This window comes from Sinomonas sp. RB5, assembly GCF_054063535.1.
The window spans coordinates 44,317-63,567 of sequence record NZ_JBSSGJ010000009.1 but is presented as its reverse complement, the minus strand read 5'-3'; the positions used below and the strand labels follow the sequence as shown (position 1 = coordinate 63,567).

The 19,251-nt window shown below is 73.1% G+C and carries 20 protein-coding genes; 13 read left to right on the top strand and 7 right to left on the bottom strand.

From position 1 onward, the window contains the following. Positions 1-91 precede the first annotated feature (91 nt). The 3 genes from ACVWWH_RS11990 to ACVWWH_RS11980 all read left to right on the top strand — a co-directional run bounded on the left by ACVWWH_RS11990 (position 92) and on the right by ACVWWH_RS11980 (position 2,292). The gene (locus ACVWWH_RS11990; RefSeq protein ID WP_457316731.1) at positions 92-1,348 is read left to right on the top strand and encodes an MFS transporter; all 1,257 of its coding nucleotides are present in this window, start codon (positions 92-94) and stop codon (positions 1,346-1,348) included. Between the two features lie 90 nt (positions 1,349-1,438). Beyond that, positions 1,439-2,083, top strand: coding sequence for an ArsR/SmtB family transcription factor (locus ACVWWH_RS11985; RefSeq protein ID WP_457316730.1), 645 nt, complete (start codon positions 1,439-1,441; stop codon positions 2,081-2,083). After that, positions 2,080-2,292: a hypothetical protein gene (locus ACVWWH_RS11980; protein ID WP_457316729.1), complete on the top strand. Its 213-nt coding sequence runs from the start codon at positions 2,080-2,082 to the stop codon at positions 2,290-2,292. The genes ACVWWH_RS11985 and ACVWWH_RS11980 overlap by 4 nt, the downstream gene beginning before the upstream one ends. A 16-nt stretch (positions 2,293-2,308) precedes the next feature. On the opposite strand, the gene ACVWWH_RS11975 is transcribed toward ACVWWH_RS11980, so the two are convergent. Both ACVWWH_RS11975 and ACVWWH_RS11970 read right to left on the bottom strand, forming a co-directional pair. Next, the gene (locus ACVWWH_RS11975) at positions 2,309-2,827 is read right to left on the bottom strand and encodes an Lrp/AsnC family transcriptional regulator (RefSeq protein WP_447419416.1); all 519 of its coding nucleotides are present in this window, start codon (positions 2,825-2,827) and stop codon (positions 2,309-2,311) included. A gap of 46 nt (positions 2,828-2,873) precedes the next feature. Beyond that, positions 2,874-4,115, bottom strand: coding sequence for an MFS transporter (locus ACVWWH_RS11970; protein ID WP_457316728.1), 1,242 nt, complete (start codon positions 4,113-4,115; stop codon positions 2,874-2,876). Between the two features lie 85 nt (positions 4,116-4,200). Between ACVWWH_RS11970 and ACVWWH_RS11965 the strand changes: the two genes are divergently transcribed. Further along, entirely contained in the window at positions 4,201-5,187 is a 987-nt protein-coding gene (locus ACVWWH_RS11965) for a LysR substrate-binding domain-containing protein (RefSeq protein ID WP_066499070.1), read from the top strand. A 30-nt stretch (positions 5,188-5,217) separates the two neighbouring features. Here the strand turns inward: ACVWWH_RS11965 and ACVWWH_RS11960 are convergent, their stop codons facing one another. Further along, positions 5,218-6,048, bottom strand: a complete 831-nt coding sequence (locus ACVWWH_RS11960) for an aldo/keto reductase (RefSeq protein WP_457316727.1) — start codon at positions 6,046-6,048, stop codon at positions 5,218-5,220. A 44-nt stretch (positions 6,049-6,092) separates the two neighbouring features. Then, complete coding sequence (locus ACVWWH_RS11955; RefSeq protein ID WP_457316726.1) at positions 6,093-7,121, bottom strand: nitronate monooxygenase; 1,029 nt, start codon at positions 7,119-7,121, stop codon at positions 6,093-6,095. Positions 7,122-7,184: 63 nt separating this feature from the next. On the opposite strand from ACVWWH_RS11955, the gene ACVWWH_RS11950 reads away from it, so the two are divergent. The 7 genes from ACVWWH_RS11950 to ACVWWH_RS11920 all read left to right on the top strand — a co-directional run bounded on the left by ACVWWH_RS11950 (position 7,185) and on the right by ACVWWH_RS11920 (position 13,783). Continuing rightward, positions 7,185-8,081 carry an N-acetylglucosamine kinase gene (locus tag ACVWWH_RS11950; RefSeq protein WP_457316795.1) on the top strand — a complete coding sequence of 299 codons (897 nt, stop codon included), beginning with the start codon at positions 7,185-7,187 and terminating at the stop codon, positions 8,079-8,081. Between the two features lie 73 nt (positions 8,082-8,154). Further along, complete coding sequence (locus ACVWWH_RS11945; protein ID WP_276508581.1) at positions 8,155-9,267, top strand: ABC transporter ATP-binding protein; 1,113 nt, start codon at positions 8,155-8,157, stop codon at positions 9,265-9,267. Beyond that, positions 9,267-9,935 (top strand): ABC transporter permease, encoded by a 669-nt coding sequence (locus tag ACVWWH_RS11940; RefSeq protein ID WP_066499056.1) that lies wholly within the window; start codon positions 9,267-9,269, stop codon positions 9,933-9,935. The genes ACVWWH_RS11945 and ACVWWH_RS11940 overlap by 1 nt, the downstream gene beginning before the upstream one ends. Beyond that, positions 9,932-10,639, top strand: a complete 708-nt coding sequence (locus ACVWWH_RS11935) for an ABC transporter permease (protein WP_229710769.1) — start codon at positions 9,932-9,934, stop codon at positions 10,637-10,639. The genes ACVWWH_RS11940 and ACVWWH_RS11935 overlap by 4 nt, the downstream gene beginning before the upstream one ends. Beyond that, positions 10,636-11,589 (top strand): ABC transporter substrate-binding protein, encoded by a 954-nt coding sequence (locus ACVWWH_RS11930; RefSeq protein WP_066499055.1) that lies wholly within the window; start codon positions 10,636-10,638, stop codon positions 11,587-11,589. The genes ACVWWH_RS11935 and ACVWWH_RS11930 overlap by 4 nt, the downstream gene beginning before the upstream one ends. Before the next feature lie 75 nt (positions 11,590-11,664). Next, on the top strand, positions 11,665-12,885 hold the full coding sequence (locus ACVWWH_RS11925) for a pyridoxal phosphate-dependent aminotransferase (RefSeq protein ID WP_457316725.1): 1,221 nt from the start codon (positions 11,665-11,667) through the stop codon (positions 12,883-12,885). A gap of 34 nt (positions 12,886-12,919) precedes the next feature. Further along, complete coding sequence (locus ACVWWH_RS11920; RefSeq protein WP_457316724.1) at positions 12,920-13,783, top strand: polyphosphate kinase 2 family protein; 864 nt, start codon at positions 12,920-12,922, stop codon at positions 13,781-13,783. A 12-nt stretch (positions 13,784-13,795) separates the two neighbouring features. Here the strand turns inward: ACVWWH_RS11920 and ACVWWH_RS11915 are convergent, their stop codons facing one another. Further along, positions 13,796-14,038, bottom strand: coding sequence for an exodeoxyribonuclease VII small subunit (locus ACVWWH_RS11915; RefSeq protein WP_457316723.1), 243 nt, complete (start codon positions 14,036-14,038; stop codon positions 13,796-13,798). Next, positions 14,031-15,416 carry an exodeoxyribonuclease VII large subunit gene (gene xseA, locus ACVWWH_RS11910; protein ID WP_457316794.1) on the bottom strand — a complete coding sequence of 462 codons (1,386 nt, stop codon included), beginning with the start codon at positions 15,414-15,416 and terminating at the stop codon, positions 14,031-14,033. Before xseA ends, ACVWWH_RS11915 begins: the two co-directional genes overlap by 8 nt. Positions 15,417-15,592: 176 nt before the next feature. Between xseA and ACVWWH_RS11905 the strand changes: the two genes are divergently transcribed. Beyond that, positions 15,593-16,426: a hypothetical protein gene (locus tag ACVWWH_RS11905; RefSeq protein WP_457316722.1), complete on the top strand. Its 834-nt coding sequence runs from the start codon at positions 15,593-15,595 to the stop codon at positions 16,424-16,426. Positions 16,427-16,436: 10 nt separating this feature from the next. Beyond that, entirely contained in the window at positions 16,437-17,522 is a 1,086-nt protein-coding gene (locus tag ACVWWH_RS11900; protein ID WP_066499046.1) for a 4-hydroxy-3-methylbut-2-enyl diphosphate reductase, read from the top strand. A gap of 334 nt (positions 17,523-17,856) precedes the next feature. Here the strand turns inward: ACVWWH_RS11900 and ACVWWH_RS11895 are convergent, their stop codons facing one another. Continuing rightward, on the bottom strand, positions 17,857-19,182 hold the full coding sequence (locus tag ACVWWH_RS11895; protein ID WP_457316721.1) for a DNA recombination protein RmuC: 1,326 nt from the start codon (positions 19,180-19,182) through the stop codon (positions 17,857-17,859). Positions 19,183-19,251: the final 69 nt, after the last annotated feature.

Here is a 19,251-nt window from a genome sequence, read left to right as displayed (position 1 = left end):
AGGGTCAGCAGCGGAACAGGTTTTGATCATGGAGGCCAATTGATGCCCGTCCGGATGATCGTCATGGGCCATTGTCCCCGATCGTGTAGCCATGACCCTGATTGCCGAGCTGCGCATGCGGGCGCCTGCGGCCCGCACCGGCTGGGATGCCACGCGCGGCATCCGCCTCGTGCTGTCCGGATCGGTGCTCTTCCTGCTCCTGATCGGCGCGAACCTCGCGACCCCTCTGTACGCGGGCCTGCAGCGGCGCCTCGGGTACGGCAGCCTCGGCACCTCGGTTGCGTTCGCGAGCTATGTCGTGGCCCTCGTCGCGGTGCTCGTGAGCGCGGGCCACTGGTCCGACTACCTGGGGCGCCGCGCGGCCATGGTCCTCGCCGTCCTGGTGGGGATCGCGGGCAGCGCCGTGTTCGCGTCCGCGGGCTCGCTCGCCCAGCTCTGCGCCGGCCGCGCGCTGCAGGGCATGGCAGTGGGCCTGGCCACCGGGGCGTGCGCAGCCGCTCTGCGGGAACTGCTCCCGCACCGGCCCGAATGGGCCTCGCGGTTCACGCTGCTCGCCTCCTCGGGCGGGGTCGCGCTGGGGCCGCTCCTCGGCGGCGCCCTGGCCCTCGCCCCGGGTGGGACCGCGGTCCCGTTCCTCGTCCACGCCGCCGCCCTCGCGGCGCTGCTCGTCCCGCTCGTGCTCGTGCGGGCCAGGCCCGCCCCGCAGCTGCCCGCAGGGGGCAGGCCCGGCCGGGTGCTCGCCCCGCGCAGCCTCCGCGGCGCCGTCCCGGCGCCGCCCGCGCGCGGCTCGTTCTGGGTCGCCGCCGCGACGGGCTTCCTCAGCTTCGCCGTGTTCGGCTACCAGCTCGCCCTCTCGCCGGGCGTCTTCGCCCGCGCGCTCGGGGCCGGGTCCCCGCCGCTGCTCGGCGCGCTCGCCGGGCTGTCCCTCGCCTCCTCGGCGGTGAGCCAGGTGCTCGCGCCAGCCGGCCGGCGCCGTGCGCGCGGCGATGGCCCGCTCGGGCTCGCGGTGCTCGCCGCCTCCCTTGCCGCCCTCGCGTGGGGCACCGCGGCGGAGAGCCCCGCCGTCCTCATCATCGCGAGCATCGCGGCCGGTGTGGGGCAGGGCGCGGCGTTCCGGGCCGGGTTCGACGCCGTCGCGGCGTCGGTGCCCGCCGCGGCGCACGCCCGGACCGTGAGCCTGCTCTACGTCGTGACCTACCTCGGGAGCGCCGTTCCGGTGGTGGGCCTCGGCGCACTGGTGGGGGCCGTGGGCCTGGGCCCGGCCGCGGTCGGCTTCCTCGGCGCGTGCGCCGCCGCGGCGGCCGTGCTCGCCGTCCTCGCCGGGAGGCCGACGGTGCAGGGCCGCTGACCCGCGGGCTGCCGTGCTCGCCTCTGTCTGCAAAGAATTGATTGCAAAGATTTGCTTGCAAAGACTCCTTTGCGAACCTATCCTCGAAGCGTGGAGACCACCCCAGGAGCCGGCACCCCCGAGCCCAAGCGCACCGTCGACGTCGCCTCGCTCAAGGCGCTCGCGCATCCGCTGAGGGTGCAGATCCTCGACACCATCTCGCGGCTGGGCCCGCAGACCTCAGGGACCCTCGCCGAGATCCTCGGCGAGTCCACGGGCGCCACGAGCTACCACCTCCGCCAGCTCGCCAGGCACGACTTCCTGCGCGAGGTCGAGGGGCGGGGCTCCGGGCGCGAGCGGTGGTGGGACCGTCCCAAGGGCAGCCTCCAGATCGTCACGCGCGAGCTCGCCGACAATCCCGCGACGAGCGAGGCCGCCCACCTCGTGAGCCGCGAGTTCGAGCACCATCGGGCTGCCGCCCTGGCCGACTTCATGGAGCACGGCTGGCTCGAGGAGCCCTCCGAGTGGTCGGACTCCGCCATGGTCAGCACCAGCAACGTCCGCCTCACCGCCGCGCAGCTGGCCGAGGTCTCGGCCAAGCTCGAGGCCTACGCCGCGGAGCTGCTCGCTCCGTACCGCGGACAGGGCGCCGCGGCGGGCGTCCGCCCCGTCCAGATCCACATCAACGCCTTCCCCCTGGCCGTCGGCAGGCCTGCTGCCGCAGCCCCGCGCACATCCTCTGAGGAGAAGCCATGAGCACCGCCGCCATCGCCCGTCCGGCATCCCGTCGCGACCGCCGCACCCCGGCAGAGGAGCTCGCGCTCCGGCTCGGGGAGGCCCTCGTTGCCTGGGCGGAGCGTCCCCGGGACCGTGGGGTCGACGTCGAGCGCCTCGCCCGGGCGGAGGACCGGCGCGCCGACGCGCGCTTCGCCGAGCCGCTCGGCCTCCACCACTGGCTGCGCTAGCGTCGGGCCAGAGGGCTCAGTCCGGAAGCGGTCCGCGCCCGGGGATCTGCTCGAACACGAGCGTCGTCTCGGTGTGCCCCACCACCGGATCGGTCGTCAGGTGGTCCAGGACCCAGTCACGCAGCTCTTCGGTGCTGCCGACGGCGATGTGCAGCAGGTAGTCCACCGCGCCGGAGGTGTGGAACGTCGCGAGCACTCCCGGCAGCTGCGGCACCCGGGAGGTGAACGCGTCGATCTGGTCGCGATCGTGCGCTCGCAGGCGCACCGAGATGAGCGCCTGGACGCTCCGGCCCACCGCCGAAAGGTCCACCTTGGCCTCGTACCCCGTGATGATGCCCCGCTCGGAGAGCGAGCGGGTGCGCATGAGCGCCGTCGACGGGGCGATCCCGACCATCTCGGCAAGCTGCTTGTTGGTGATCCGGGCGTCATCGACGAGGGCCGCGAGGATCCTGCGGTCCACCTCGTCGAGGGGCTCGCCGCCCGGAGGATGATGGCCGGCGGCGGACTGCGGTCGGCCGGGACTCGGCGTGGTCACGGGTTTCCTCCTCGGTTGGGGCGTGCCCATGATATGTGAGGGGAGCTCAGCGGTCGGCGCGGTGCACCGCCCACGAGGCGAGCGCCGTAGTGAGCGCCACTCCTGTGACGCCGAGCACGAGCGCGGCCCAGCCGCCCGCATGGAAGACGAGCCCCCCGGCCCAGCCCAGCAGGCTCGAGCCGCCGTAGTAGCCGAGGTTGTACAGGGAGGCCGCCTGGGCCCTTCCCGCGGGGGCGAGTGCCCCGGTCCAGCCCGAGGCGATCCCGTGGGCGGCGAAGAAGCCGGCCGTGAACACGAGCAGGCCGGCCAGGACTGCCGGCAGCCAGTCCGCGGCCATCACGGCGGCGCCCGCCGCCATGGCCACGGTGCTCGCGGTCATCACGGCACGGCGGCCGTAGCGCTCGCTCAGGCGCGCGGCGAAGCCCGAGCTGAACGTGCCCGAGAGGTAGGCGACGAACACCAGGCTCGCGAGGCTCGCCGGGAGCCAGAACGGCGCGGCCTCGAGGCGGAAGCCCAGGTAGTTGTACACCGCCACGAAGGAGCCCATGAGCAGGAACGCCTGCGTGTACAGCATGAGCAGGCGCAGGCTGCGCAGCTGTGCAGCGAGCGTCCGGAGCACCGCGGCCGCGGCCGCGCCGATCCCGCCCGGGGTCCGCGGCGCGGGGGAGAAGCCCCGGGCCCGCGGAGCGAGGACGATGAACGCCACCGCCGCCGCCGCGCCGAGCACGGAGACGGCGATGATCCCCAGCCGCCACCCGAGAACGTCCGCGAGCGGGCCGGCGACGAGGCGCCCGGCGAGGCCGCCCACCGTGGTGCCCGCGATGTAGGTGCCCGCGGCCACCGCGGCGTGGGCCCTGCTGACCTCTTCGCTCAGGTACGCGATCGCGATCGCGGGCACGGAGCCGAGGGCCGCGCCCTCCAGGAAGCGCAGGGCGAGGAGCGCCTCGAAGCTCGGGGCGAGCGGCCCGGCGAGCCCGAGCACGGTCGCGGCGAGGATGCCCCCGCGCATGGCTCCGACCCGTCCGATCCGGTCGGCCACGAAGGACCACGGCAGGACGGCCACCGCGAGGCCCATCGTCGCGAGTGAGACCGTGAGCGCGGCCCGGGCGGGGTCGATGCCCAGCTCTGCGGCGAGGCGGGGGAGCAGGGCCTGGGGCGAGTAGAGCTGGGCGAAGGTCGCCACCCCGGCGAACGCGAGCGCCAGGATGAGCCGCCGGTAGCCGCGGCTGCCCTTCGGGTGGCCTTGCCAACGGGCCGCTGCTGGTGCTGTGCCGGGGCCTGCGCTCATGCCTTCCACCCTAGGAAGGCACGGATGCATGCGTCCAATACACTTGTCGACCAAACGCATGGCGCAAACGCATAGGTGGTGTGGCATGACCCAGGCAGCCAGGCCCTCGGCCCCGCTCCACGGCGAGCTCGCGAGGCTCCTGCCGCTCCTTCCAGTCCTCGACGCGGTCGGGCAGACCCGCCACGTCACCGCCGCGGCGGAGCTCCTTGGCGTGCCGCAGCCCACGGTGAGCCGGGCGCTGGCCCGGGCGGCCGGCGTCGTCGGCGCCGAGCTGGTGCGGAAGGAGGGCCGCGGGATCAGGCTCACCCCGGCGGCGGAGCAGCTCCTGCCGGCGGTGCGCACGGCCCTCGAGGAACTCCAGCGCGGGCTCGACGCGCTCCACGAGCGCGCGCACCAGGCCCGCGGGCTGGTGCGGCTCAGCTTCCAGATGACCTTCGGGGAATCGGCCGTGCCGGTGTTCGTCAGCGGCTTCCGGGCGGATCACCCGGACGTCCGCTTCGAGCTCATCCAGGGCTCCCGCCAGCACTGCCTCGACACCCTCGCCGACGGCCGGGTGGACCTTGCGATCGTCTCCCCGCGGCCGGAGCCCACACGGGACCTCGACAGCGCCACCCTCTATGTCCAGGGCGTGCGGCTCGCGGTCCCTGCCGGGCACCGGCTCGCGGGGAGGGCGTCCGTGCGGCTCGCCGAGGTCGCCGACGAGCCGTTCGTCGCGCTCGAGCGCGGGTTCGGCATGCGCAGCATCCTCGACCGGCTCGGACGCGACGCGGGCTTCCGGCCGGACATCGCGTTCTCGGGCCAGGACTCCCGCACGCTGCTCGGGCTCGTCTCGGCGGGCCTGGGCGTGGCGCTCGTGCCTCCCTCGAGCGCGGGGCACGGCGCGGTGTACGGCTCGACGCGCCACGGCGAGGCGTTGGGCTGGGCCGAGCTGGCCCTCGAGGACGAGGGCGCCTTCCGCGAGATCGGGCTCGTCTGGCCGCGGATCGTCGGGGAGCCGCCGCAGGTGCGCCTCTTCCGCGAGCACGTGCTCGCGCTCGACGCCGGCCTGCTCGCCGATGCGTTCGGCCGCTAGACCCTCCGCGCGAGGCGGCGCCCGAGGCGCTCAGTGGCCGAACGTCTCCGGGTCCGCGGCCTCGGGTCCGCGGCCGTCGAGCCCATCCAGCGCCGTGAGCTCCTCGCCGGTGAGGTCGAACCCGAACACGTCGAGGTTCGCCGCGAGCCGCTCGGGGTGGGCCGACTTCGGGATCGCCACGAGCCCGTGCTGGGTGTGCCAGCGCAGCACCGCCTGGGCCGGGGTGACCCCGTGCGCCCGGGCAGCGGAGACCACGGCCTCCTCGGCGAGCAGCTCCTGCCCGCGCCCGATCGGGGTGTAGGACTCGGTGACCGTGCCGTGGCCGAGGTTGAACGCGCGTGCCTCGTGCTTGACCCAGTACGGGCTGATCTGCAGCTGGTCGACGTCCGGGGCGACCCCGGTCGCATCGATGAGGCGCTGCAGATGCCGGGGGAAGAAGTTGGACGTCCCGATTGAGCGCACCTTCCCCTCGGCCCTCAGCCTGATCAGGCCCTCCCAGGCCTGCACATAGGTGTCCTGGTCCGGGTTGGGCCAGTGGATGAGGAACAGGTCCAGGTAGTCGACGCCGAGTTTGCGGACGGCGTTCTCCCACGCGGTGCGCACGCCGTCCACGCTGTGCCACTCGCGGTTGAACTTGGTGGTGATGAACACGTCCCGGCGGTCGAGCCCGGAGCGGCGGATGCCCTCGCCGACCCCGGCCTCGTTGCCGTAGTTCTCCGCAGTGTCGATGTGGCGGTAGCCGAGCTCGAGCGCCGTTGCGACGACCTCGGCGGCCTGGGCGTCGTCGAGGGGCCAGGTGCCGAGGCCGATCTGCGGGATGGAGTGTCCCGACGGAAGCGTGATGAGCGGTGCCGTATCCATGGCCCCAGCCTAGGACCGCGCCCCCGGATGGGGGCAGAGGCCGGTCAGCGCGCGAAGCGCGCCACCACGTCGGCGGCCGGTTCGTCGCGTGCCCCGCGCCAGCCGGTCCCGGCCCACAGGCTCGTCCGTTCGGGGCTGCCGGCCCGGACTGAGGCCGCCTTCATCGGCGCGGTGAGGTAGTGGAGCACCGGGTACGCCGCGGGCGCGTCGGCGAACCTGCGCATGAACCCGTTCTCGAGGCCGCGCGCCCACTTCCCCGAGAAGGAGCGGGTGAGCGCCGTGCGGGCGAACTCCGGGTCCGCCAGCGCGGCGCGGTGCACCGCATTGGTCCCCGCCTCCGGAGTGCGCAGGAACGCGGTCCCGAGCTGGACGGCGGCTGCTCCGGTGTCCCGGGCCGCGGCGGCCGCCTCGGGCGTGCCGATCCCGCCGGCGGCGACCACCGGCAGCTGCGCCCCGGCCGAGGAGAGGGCGGCGCGGACGGCGGCGACGAGCTCCGGGAGCGTGCCCGCGAACGCCGGCAGGCCGAGGAAGGATCCCGAATGGCCGCCCGCGTCCGGGTGCTGGACGACGAGGGCATCCACACCGAGCTCGGCGGCGGCCAGCGCCTCGTCGGGGCCCGTGACGGTCTGGAGGGTGAACGCCCCCGCAGCCCGGAGGGCCGTCACGGCGCTGCGGGCCGGCAGCGCGAACGTGAACGAGACTGCTGCCGGGACCCGCCCGAGGAGGAGATCGAGCTTGGCCGGGTACCCGTCGTCGTCCGTCCAGCGCGGCTCCGGCACGTCTGCCCCCACGGCGGCCGCCTCGGGCAGGAGCCGCTCGCGGAAGGCGAGCACCGCCTCCCGGTCCGCCTCCGCGGGAGAAGGGACGAAGAGGTTGACGCCGAACGGCCGCCCGCCGTCCATCGCGTCGAGCTGGGCGGCGAGCGCCTCGGGCGCCTTGTAGCCGCCCGCGAGGAACCCGAGGCCGCCGGCGGCGCCGACCGCCGCGGCCAGCTCGGGCCGGCTCGGGCCGCCCGCCATCGGCGCGGCGACCACGCCGCCTCCGAACAGGTCCACCGGCAGCGTCGCATCCATGCGCCCACCCTACGCGCTCAGTAGGCTGGGCAGGTGAGCATCCAGACCCCCTCGGGCGGCCCCATGGTCGGCCTCGACATCGGCGGCACCAAGACCCGCGGCATCAAGGTCGTCGACGGAGAGGTCGTGGCCGATCTCGAGGTCGGCAGCGCCAACGTCCAGAACGTGAGCCGCGAGACCGCAGCAGCCAACCTCGCCGAACTCTTCGCGCGGCTCGACGCCGCGGACGCCGCCCTTGTCTTCGCCGGGGCGGGCGGCATCGACACCGCCGCCGACGCCGAGGCGCTCGCCTCGCTGATCCGCCCGCATGTGCCGGCCGCGAGGGTCGAGGTCGTCCACGACTCGCGCCTCCTGCTCGCCGCCGGAGGGGCGCAGACCGGGGTGGCGGTGATCGCGGGAACCGGTTCGGCGGCCTGGGGGACCAACACCGCCGGCGAGGAGGCCCGGGCCGGCGGCTGGGGCTACCTCCTCGGCGACGAGGGCAGCGGGTACTGGCTCGGCCGCGAGGCCGTCCGCTACAGCCTCCACCGCATGAACCTCGGCCTCGAGCCGGACGCCCTCACCCTCGGCCTCCTGGCCGCCACCGGGCTCACCGAGCCCGGGGAGCTCATCGCCCACTTCCACTCGCCCGAGACGGGCAGGCGCTACTGGGCGCAGCAGTCGCGCGTGGTGACGCAGGCCGCCGACGCCGGGCACGCCGGCGCCCGCTTCCTGATCGACCAGGCCGCCCACGACCTCGCCCGGATGGCGGCCCAGGTGGCCCGCCAGCTCGGGATCGACGGGCCCGTGATCCTGGGCAGCGGGCTGGGCATGAACGTGCCGCGGCTGCAGGAGGGGTTCCGCACCGCGCTCGCCGAGCAGGGCATCGACGATGTACGGGTCCTGGACCGGGACCCCATCTTCGGCACGATCGAGCTCGCCGCCGCATCGGCAGGGGCAGACCGGCCAGCGCAATCCTGAGGGCGCGCGGTTCCGCGCTGGTAGGCTCCCCTCAGCACGCCGAGACAGACTGTCAGCGACCATCGAGGTGTACGTGTCCGATCCCATGATCGAGTTCCACGAGGTGAGCAAGGTCTACGGCGGCCTCACGGCCGTGGACCGCCTCGAGCTGAGCGTGCCCCGGGGACAGATCACCGTGTTCGTCGGCCCGTCCGGCTGCGGGAAGACGACCTCGCTGCGCATGGTCAACCGCATGGTCGAGCCCTCCTCCGGGACCATCACCGTGGACGGCCGCGACGTCGCCTCGCAGCCCGCGCCGCTCCTGCGCCGGTCCATGGGCTATGTCATGCAGGCGGCCGGCCTCATGCCCCACCGCACGGTCGAGGACAACATCGCCACCGTCCCCCGGCTCAACGGAGTCTCCCGCTCCGCCGCGCGCGCCCGCGCGCGCGAGCTGCTCGACGTCGTCGGGCTCCCGCAGAACCTGGGCGGCCGGTACCCCGCGCAGCTCTCGGGCGGCCAGCAGCAGCGCGTGGGCGTGGCCCGGGCGCTCGCCGCCGACCCGCCCGTGCTGCTCATGGACGAGCCGTTCAGCGCGGTGGACCCCGTGGTGCGGCACGAGCTCCAGCAGGAACTCGTGCGGCTGCAGCGCGACCTCGGCAAGACGATCGTGTTCGTCACGCACGACATCGACGAGGCCGTGCTCCTGGGCGACCGGATCGCGGTGTTCGCCGTCGGCGGCCGGCTCGCGCAGGTCGCCGCCCCCGAAGAGCTCCTGCGCGCGCCGGCGGACGACTTCGTCTCCGGCTTCGTGGGGCGCGACCGCGGCTTCCGCCACCTCGGCTTCTACGACGACTCGGGGCTCCCCGTCGAGCCGGCCGAGACCGTCCGCGCGGCGGACGTCCCCTCGGGCAGGGTGGACGAGTGGGCCGTGGCGCTGGATGCGGACGGGCGCCCGGTGGGCTGGGCCGGTCCAGCGTTCCCGGGCACGCTCGTGAGCGGCGGCTCCCTGCACCGCGCCGGCAGCACGCTGCGCTCCGCGCTCGACGCGGCGCTGTCCTCGCCGTCCGGCCGCGGCGTGGTGGTGGACGACGCCGGCCGCCTCCTCGGCACCGTCGGCGCCGGCGAGGTCATCGCGCACGCCGACCGCCGCCGCACCGAGTCCCAGCGCGCCCGCGCCGCCGCGGTCCCGGAGGGCCGCGCCTGATGGAGTGGGCGGTCGCCAACCTGGCGCGGATCCTCTCCCTCACGGGGCAGCACCTCGTGCTCGCGCTGGTTCCGCTCCTCCTCGGACTGCTCATCAGCCTCCCGCTCGCGCAGGCTGTGCGCCACCGGCGCGCCTGGCGTACGGGGCTGCTGACCCTCAGCTCGGTCCTCTACACCGTCCCCTCGCTCGCCCTGTTCATCATCCTCCCGGTGGTCCTGGGCACGAGGATCCTCGATCCCGTCAACGTGATCGTGGCCCTCACCGTGTACGCCGTCGCGCTCCTCGTCCGGTCCTCCCTCGACGCCCTCGATTCGGTGGACGGAGAGCTGAGCCTCGCCGCCGAGGCCCTCGGCCACACGCCCACCACCCGCTACTTCCGGGTCGACCTGCCGCTCTCGCTGCCCGTGCTCGTCGCCGGGCTGCGGGCCGTGTCGGTGAGCAACATCTCACTCGTGAGCGTCGCCGCGCTGGTCGGCATGCCCAACCTCGGGGTCCTCTTCACCGAGGGCCTCCAGCGCGGCTTCGTCACGGAGATCGTCGTCGGACTCGTGGCGATCCTCGTCCTGGCCCTCGTCATGGACCTCGCGCTCGTGCTGGCCGGGCGGCTGCTCTCGCCGTGGGCCCGGCTCGTCGACGGCGCGGGGCAGCGGAAGGCGGCCCGCTCGTGAACCTCCTCGCGCAGACGTGGGCATGGCTCACCGACCCGATGAACTGGAGCGGGTACTCCAGCATCCCGGGACGCCTCGGCGAGCACGTCTTCTACACCGTGCTCACCCTGGCCATCGCCGCGGCCATCGCCCTGCCCATCGGCGCCTACGTGGGCCACACGGGCCGCGGGCGCGTGCTCGTCGTCGCGGTCGCGGGCGCCCTGCGCGCCATCCCCACCCTCGGGCTGCTTGTGCTGTTCGTGCTGCTCGCTGGGATCGGCCTCATGCCGCCGATCTGGGCCCTCGTCATCCTCACCATCCCGCCGCTGCTGGCCGGCACCTACTCGGGCATCGCGGCGGTGGACCCCGTGGTGGTCGACGCCGCGCGGGCGCAGGGGATGCGCGAGTACCAGGTGCTGCTGCAGGTCGAGCTGCCCAACGCCGTCCCCGTCATCTTCGGCGGGGCACGGGCCGCGATCCTCCAGGTGATCGCGACGGCGACCGTCGTGGCCTACACCAACCTCGGCGGCCTCGGCCGGTACATCTTCGACGGGCTCGCCCTCTCCGACTACCCCCAGATGCTCGGCGGCTCGGTCCTCGTGGCGGCCCTCGCCGTCGTGACCGACCTCGTCCTGGGCACGCTCCTGCGCGTCCTCGTCCCACGCACGCCCTCCGCGAGGGAGGCAGCAGCCCCCGCCGCGGCCGTTACGGAAGGAATGCCATGACCCAGCACATCCCCTTCACCCGCCGCACGGCGCTGACCGCGGCAGCGGGCCTCGGGCTGACCCTGGCCCTGAGCGCCTGCGGCGGCTCCTCGAACCCGCTCAGCTCCGGCAGCGCCGCGCCCGCCAGCGGCGGCGCCGGGAAGGCCCTGGTCATCGGCTCGGCCGACTTCACCGAGAGCCAGATCATCGCCGAGCTGTACGCCGGTGCCCTCAATGCCGCGGGTGTGCAGGCCACGACCAAGCCCAATATCGGGGCCCGCGAGGTCTACTACAAGGCGGTGCAGGATGGCTCCATCGACGTGGTCCCCGACTACACCGGCAACCTCCTGCTGTACGTGGACCCGAAGGCCACCCAGGTCTCTGCTGCCGACATCGCGGGGGCGCTCCCGGGCAAGCTCCCGCAGGGCCTGGGGATCCTGGACCCGGCGAAGGCCGAGGACAAGGACGCCATGGTGGTCACCAAGGCCACGGCCGCCAAGTACCAGCTCAAGAGCCTCGAGGACATGGCCAAGGTGTGCGGCGACCTCGTGATCGGGGCACCCGCGACCTTCGAGAAGCGCGCCTACGGGCTGCCCGGACTCAAGGACAAGTACAACTGCGTCCCGAAGCAGTTCCAGCCGATGAGCGACGGCGGCGGGCCCGTGACGCTCAAGGCGCTCCTGTCCAACGACATCCAGGTCGCCGACATCTTCACCACCACTCCGTCCATCGCGGACAACGGACTCGTGGTGCTCGACGACCCGAAGAACAACTTCATCGCGCAGCAGGTGGTCCCGCTCGTGCGGACGGACACCGTCACGGACAAGGCGAAGTCGGTGCTCAACGCGGTGTCGAAGCAGCTCACGACCGACGACCTCGTGAACCTCAACCGGGCGGTGAGCGGGAACCAGAAGCAGTCCCCGGCCGACGCCGCCAAGGCGTGGCTGAAGGAGAAGGGCCTCGCCTCCTGACCCCCGCAGGGGCACGCCACAGGGTGTGAGCAGCATCGCACAGGTGCCGCCCACGCCCTGTGGCATATTGGGTGAATGGCCCAGTTCACGCAGTCCTCCAAGCTCCACAACGTCCTCTACGACATCAGGGGCCCGATCCTGGAGGCTGCCCAGCAGATGGAGGCCGAGGGCCACCGCATCCTGAAGCTGAACATCGGCAACCCGGCCCCGTTCGGCTTCGAGGCGCCGGACGCGATCCTCGTGGACATGATCCGCCACCTCCCGCACGCGCAGGGCTACAGCGACTCGCGCGGGATCTTCTCGGCCCGCACCGCGGTCTCGCAGTACTACCAGACCCGCGGCATCCAGAACATCCACGTGGATGACATCTACCTCGGCAACGGGGTCTCCGAGCTCATCACGATGTCCCTCATGGCGCTGCTCGAGCAGGGCGACGAGATCCTGGTCCCGATGCCGGACTACCCCCTGTGGACGGCCTCCGTGTCCCTGGCCGGCGGCCGCGCCGTCCACTACCTCTGCGACGAGGACCTCGACTGGGAGCCCGACCTCGAGGACCTCGAGTCCAAGATCACCTCCCGGACCAAGGGCATCGTGGTGATCAACCCGAACAACCCCACCGGGGCGGTCTACTCGGACTCCACGCTGCGCCGGATCGTCGAGCTGGCCGAGAAGCACGGCCTGATCATCTTCGCCGACGAGATCTACGAGAAGATCCTCTACGAGGACACCACGCACACGAACCTGGCCGCGTTCACCGGCGAGGACGTGCTCTGCCTGACCTTCTCCGGCCTGTCCAAGGCCTACCGCGTCTGCGGGTACCGGGCCGGGTGGATGGCAATCTCCGGGCCCAAGAAGGAGGCCGCGGACTACCTCGAGGGCATCAACCTCCTGGCCAACATGCGCCTGTGCGCCAACGTCCCCGCCCAGCACGCCATCCAGACCGCGCTCGGCGGCTACCAGAGCATCAAGGACCTCATCCTGCCCGGGGGCCGGCTGCTCGAGCAGCGCAACAAGGCCTACGAGATGCTCAACGCGATCCCGGGCGTCTCGACGAAACAGGCCAGGGGGGCCCTGTACCTGTTCCCGCGGCTCGACCCGGAGGTCTACCGGATCCGGGACGACGAGAAGTTCGTCCTGGACCTCCTGCGCGAGCAGAAGATCCTCCTCTCCCACGGCAGGGCCTTCAACTGGCACGCTCCGGACCACTTCCGCATGGTCACGCTCCCGGCCGTGGCGGACATCGAGGAGGCGATCGGCCGTATGGCAGACTTCCTCAGCAGGTACAGGGGCAACTGACCCGGACGCCCGGGTCTGACGGCGAGGGGGCCGCATGGGCAAGCGCAAGGCGGGGCACGGCTTCACCGAAGCACCCGAGGACTTCCTCGTGGTCGGGCCGGACTTCCGGCTCGACCGCATCGACCCGGCCTCCACCCCCGGCTTCACCGGCAGCAAGTCCGACGGCGAGGCGATCCTCGCCCAGCGGGACCCCCACCTCGCAGACCTCCAGGAGCGGCTGTTCGCCGAGGGCAAGGGCGGGGGAACCCGCTCGCTCCTGCTGATCCTGCAGGCCATGGACACCGCCGGGAAGGGCGGGATGATCAGCCACGTGGTCGGCGCCGTGGACGTCCAGGGAGTCCAGCTCGCCGCCTTCCGGGCGCCGACGGACGAGGAGAAGGAGCACGACTTCCTCTGGCGGGTCGAGAGGCAGCTCCCCGGGCCCGGGATGCTGGGATGCTTCGACCGGTCCCACTACGAAGACGTCCTCATCCACCGCGTGCACAACTGGGCCGACGCCGCCGAGCTCGAGCGGCGCTACTCGGCCATCCAGGACTTCGAGGCGCACCTCCACGCCTCCGGCACCGAGATCATCAAGGTCATGCTGCACATCAGCCGCGAGGAACAGAGGCGCCGCCTCGCCGCACGGCTCGACGATCCGACGAAGTACTGGAAGTACAACCCCTCCGACCTCACGGAGCGCAAGCTCTGGGGCTCCTACATGGACGCGTACCAGATCGCGATCGAGCGCACGAGCACGCCCTACGCCCCCTGGTACGTGGTGCCCGCGGACAACAAGTGGTACGCGCGGATGGTGGTCCAGGAACTCCTCGTCGCCGCGCTCGAGCGCATGGACCCGCAGTGGCCCGCGCCGGCGTTCGATATCGAGGAGCAGAAGGAACTGCTGGCGCAGAGCTGACCGCGCCGGGGCCTAGCCTTCCGCCCCAGCCCCCGCCGCCGGGGTGCCCTCGCCGCGCGCGGCGTCCAGCCGGCGTCGTGCGCCCTCGAGCCATTCCTCGCAGCGGTTCGCGAGCGCCTCGCCCCGCTCCCACAGCGCGAGCGATTCCTCCAGGCTCACCCCGCCGGCCTCGAGCCGCGAGACGACGGCCACGAGCTGCTCGCGCGCCTGCTCGTAGGAGAGGTCCTCGAAGGTCTCCTTGGTGTCCTCACTCATGGGTCGGTCCTTCCTGCGGGGCTGCCGTCTGGAATGCTGCGCCCTGCGGCGCGGGGTGGGTGATGTCCGCGAGCTGGCCCTCGCTGCGGGCCGCGATCGTCCCGCGGGCGAGCCGGACCCGCAGCGCGGTCCCGGCGGGCGCGTCCTCGGGGGCGCGCACCACCGCGGCAGCCGGCCCGTCGAGGATCTGCACGACCGAGTAGCCGCGGTCGAGGGTCTGCTGCGGGGAGAGGGAGCGGACCTGGGCGCGCAGGTGCGCCACGGCGTCGGCCGCGCGTTCGACGGCGCCGCTCACCGCGGCCCGCGAGCGGACCCTGAGGCGCTCGAGCTCCTCGTGCCGCGTGGCCACCATGGTCTCCGGCGCGGCGAGGACCGGCCGGCTCCGGATCGAGGCGAGCCGGTCCGATTCCCGCTCCACGAAGAGGCGCACCTGCCGGTCGATCCGGTCGCGGCACTGCCGCACGCGCAGGAGCTCCTCGGCCACATCCGGCACGATGCGCTTCGCCGCGTCCGTGGGGGTCGAGGCCCGCAGGTCGGCGACGTCGTCGAGGATGGGCCGGTCCGCCTCGTGCCCGATCGCGCTGACGACGGGGGTCCCGGCCTCGGCCACGGCCCTGACGAGCGCCTCGTTGCTGAAGGCGAGCAGGTCCTCGAGCGATCCGCCGCCGCGGGCGATCACGATCACGTCGACCTCGGGGCGGGCGTCGAGCTCCTTCAGCGCCCCGAGGACCTCGGCCACGGCGTTGGTGCCCTGCACGGCGACCTCGCGCACTTCGAAGGCGACGGCCGGCCAGCGCAGGGCGGCGTTGCGCATGACGTCCTTCTTCGCATCGGAGTCGCGGCCGGTGATCAGGCCGATCCTGTGGGGGAGCAGCGGCAGGCGCTTCTTGCGCTCCTCGGCGAAGAGCCCCTCCGCCCCGAGGGCCTGACGCAGGTTCTCGATGCGGGCCAGCAGGTCACCGAGCCCCACCGGGCGCATGTCCCGCACGGCCATGCTGAGCCGGCCGGTCTTGAGCCACATCTCGGGCTTGACGAGGGCCACGACGCGGGAGCCGCGCTGGACCGGCTCGCGGAGCCGGGCCATGACGCTGCCCCAGGCGGAGGCCGGCAGCGAGATCTCGGCGTCGACGTCCCGGAGGGTCATGTAGGCGGTCTGGCCGCGGCGGGTCATCTCGATGACCTGCCCCTCGATCCACACGTGGGGCGAACGCTCGATGTGCTCCTTGAGCTTGCGGGAGAGCACGTGGAGCGGCCAGGGGTTCTCCGGGCTGGTGTCGGAGGCGCGCGCCGGCAGGGTCGAGGCCGAGGCCTCGGCCGCCGGGCCCTGGCCCTCGTCGCCGGCGGCGCCGCCCGGGTCCGCGCGGTCGGTGCTGCCCATGGCGTCAGGGCTCATGGAATCTGGGGATGCTTCCATCTCTGCCACCATAGTTCACGACTATCACGCCCCTCCGACACTCCGGCAGGGCCGCGGCCCGGCAGCGGCGGCGCCGCGGGGTCGAAAGCGGCGGCCGCCGGCGTCGCTAGGATGGTGGGGTTGCCGACCCCGGGAAGTCCATGCGCTCCGTTCTCTCCGCCCTGTCCATCCTCCTCGCCGTGGTGCTCACCGCTGCCGCCGTCCCCTCGCTGTGGATCGAGCGCAACGTGGTGGACGAGGGCGGATTCGTCCGCCTCCTCGAACCGCTGCGCAGCGACGCTGCGTTCCAGTCCGCGCTCGCGAACTCGCTCGCGACCACCGTCGCCTCGGCCTCCGGCGTCCCTCAGGCGTTCCAGCCGGCGGCGACGCGCCTCGCGAATGAGATCACCAACGGCCTGACCACGGACCCGGGCTTCCCCGGCGCGTGGGACGAGACGCTGCGCGAGAGCCACCGGCTGAACTTCAGCCAGGCCGCGGCGTCGAACTCCACCTTCACGCTCGAGCTGCGGCCGTTCGTCGACGTCCTGCTCAAGAGGCTCGGCTCGAGCTTCGGCGTGCAGGCGGGCCAGGCGCCGAGCATCCAGGTCCCGGTGGGCACGGCGCAGCAGCGCTCCTGGCTCACCGCCGCCCAGGAAGCGGCCTCGTACGCCTGGCCGCTCACGGTGGGGGCCGTGCTCGCCTTCGCGCTCGGGCTCCTCTTCGCACGACGCCGGCGGGTCGCCCTCGGCTGGTCCGGCCTGGGCCTGCTCCTGGTCGCCGCGGTGCTCGCCGCAGGGGCGTTCCTCGCCTCGGGAGTGGCCTCGGCCCAGGGCGGCTCGGGGAGCGTGGCGACCGTCTTCGCGACGCGGGCAGGGAAGCTCTTCGCCGACTCGTTCCTGCCGTGGGCGGGGGTCGTGGCCCTCTTCGGGGCGGCCTTCCTGATCCTCGCGATCGCGCTCGGCGTCCGGCGCCGTGCGGTCAGCGGGCGCCGGTAGCATGGAATCCATGAGTGTCACCTCGGTTCCCCTGTCCATGCCCACGGTCCCGCGGCGGCGCCGCGCGCCTGAGGACGTGGCCGCCGCGGTTCCCGTCGCCGGCGAGAAGAAGGTCCTGCTCGCCGCCCCGCGGGGATACTGTGCCGGGGTCGACCGGGCCGTCATCGCCGTCGAGAAGGCGCTCGAGCACTATGGCGCCCCCGTCTACGTGCGCAAGCAGATCGTGCACAACCGGCATGTCGTCGAGACCCTCGAGGAGCGCGGCGCGGTCTTCGTCGAGGAGACCGACGAGGTCCCCGAGGGCGCCCTCGTCGTCTTCTCCGCGCACGGGGTGAGCCCCGCCGTCGTGCGCTCTGCCGAGGAGCGCGGGCTACGGACCATCGACGCGACGTGCCCGCTCGTGACCAAGGTGCACCGCGAGGCCGTCCGCTTCGCCCGGGACGACTACGAGATCCTTCTCATCGGCCACGAGGGCCACGAGGAGGTCGAGGGCACGTACGGAGAGGCTCCGGAGAACACGCAGGTCGTGAACTCTCCCGAGGAGGCCGACACCATCCAGGTCAAGGACCCGGACAAGCTCATCTGGCTCTCGCAGACCACGCTCTCCGTCGACGAGACGATGGAGACGGTGCGCCGGCTGCGCGAGCGCTTCCCCAACCTCCAGGATCCGCCCAGCGACGACATCTGCTACGCCACGTCGAACCGCCAGGCGGCGATCAAGAAGATCGCCCCGCAGGCCGACCTCGTCATCGTGGTCGGATCGGCCAACTCGTCGAACTCCGTCAGGCTCATGGAGGTCGCCCTCGAGTACGGTGCGAAGGCCGCCCACCGGGTCGACTTCGCCAACGAGGTGGATGAGTCCTGGTTCGAGGGAGTCGAGACGATCGGCCTGACCTCCGGCGCGTCCGTCCCGGACGTGCTCGTCCAGGACGTCCTGCGGCTCGCCGCCGAGTACGGGTACGGCACCGTCGAGGAGGTCGTCACGGCGGAGGAGGACATCCTCTTCTCGCTCCCCAAGGAGCTCCGCGCGACCCTGCGCGACGCCGGCGACGCGAGCCGCGGCCTCGGTGGCCGGGGGCGCCGCCCCCAGAGCTGACGCCGAGGTCGCCCGCGGGAGCCTGACGGGGCCCTTCATGACGTCGCGTCAGCCCGATCTGCACGGGGATGCCGGGACGAGCCCAAAGCGGTGGAAGTCCCGTTCTGCGCGGCAAGTCCCCGAGGCGCAGACTTCCTGACGAGAACGGCATTTTTCCAGTTGCCGGATGGGGGAGTGGCGTCCCGACGGCCGGTTTTACGGCCCGGCCCCGGACCTCGGTCGGCGCCGGCCCCGGCGTCGGCGGGCCCCGCCCCTGACCTCGGCGTGGTCCGTGCGCTCGGCCGTTGACGCCAAGGAGGCCCGCGCCACTGCGAGGGTACGCGGCCCGGCCGGCTCAGGCCGAATGCCGCCGTGAGCCCTCGGCGCCCTCGTGGAGTTCCTGGGCGCCCTCGCCCGAGGCTGCTTCCGCCGAGGTGCCCCCGAGCGTGCCCGGCAGTGCCGTGATCCCGTTGTCCTTCCACATCTGCTCGTCGAGGAGCTCGCTCGCGCTCAGCACGCGGGGCGTCGTCTCGACGGGAGGCAGCTCCGGCAGGGTCTCCGGCGAGCCGAGATCGAGCGCGCTGATCCGGCGCGCGGTCGGGAGGACCCGGGACTCGAGGGCACCGATGAACGCGTTGTACCGTTCCACGGACCCCTTGAGGGAGGACCCGAGGCGGGCCACGTGGCCACCCATCGTGCTCAGCCGCCCATAGAGCTGCTGGGAGAGGTCAAACAGCTCGCGCGCGTTCTCGGTGAGGAGCTCCTGCCGCCAGCCGAAGGCGACCCCCTTGAGGAGGGCCATGAGCGTCGCCGGAGATGCGAGCGCCACGTTGCGTCCGAAGGCGTAGTCGAGCAGCCCGGCGTCGGCGCGGAGCGCCTCGGCCAGGAAGGACTCAGCGGGGAGGAAGCAGACGACCAGTTCCGGACTGGACCCGACGGCCTCCCAGTACTTCTTGCTCCCAAGGGCGTCCACGTGCGCCCGCAGCGCCTTGGCGTGCTCGGCGAGGTGCCGGTCCCGCTGCGCGAGGCCCGCAGGGCTCTGGTCCTGCGCGTGCTCCTGGGCCTTGAGGTAGGCCCCGAGCGGCACCTTGGAGTCGACGACGATCTGCTTCCCGCCCGGCAGCTGCACCACGAGGTCGGGCCGGACTGCACCGCCGTCGCCCGAGGTGGAGACCTGCTCCGCGAAGTCCACGCGGTCGAGCATCCCCGCGGCCTCGACCACCCGGCGCAGCTGGATCTCGCCCCACGTCCCGCGGGAGGAGTTGTTCGCGAGCGCCGCGGTCAGGGCGTGCGCCGTCTGCAGCAGCGCCGCGTCCGAGGCCCGGGCGTCCTGCAGCTGCTGGGCGAGCTGGCCGAACTGCTCCACCCGATCGCGTTCGAGCACGGCGACGGCGCGCTGGACGGCACTGAGCTTCTCCGCCACCGGGGCGAGGGCATGGAGGACGGTGTTCTCCTGTTCGTCGAGCGAGGTGAGGGCGGCGTTCTGCCGCGCCAAGAGGTCCCGCTCCGCGCCCGCGGCGGCCAGGGCTGCCTCCGCCGACGCGAGGCGGGACTGCAGCGCGGGGAGGTCGCCGCCGTCGTGCGCGGCCTGCCGCCGCTGCCGCGCGGCCCCGGCCAGCGCCCCGAGCACGAAGGCGAGCAGCGCCACGAGCACCATCACGAGAATCTGCGTTCCGTCCATGGGCCCACTGTCGCACGCGGCACCGACAATTCTCGGCCGCCGTTCCCGGCGGGGGAGGCGGCCTGCGCG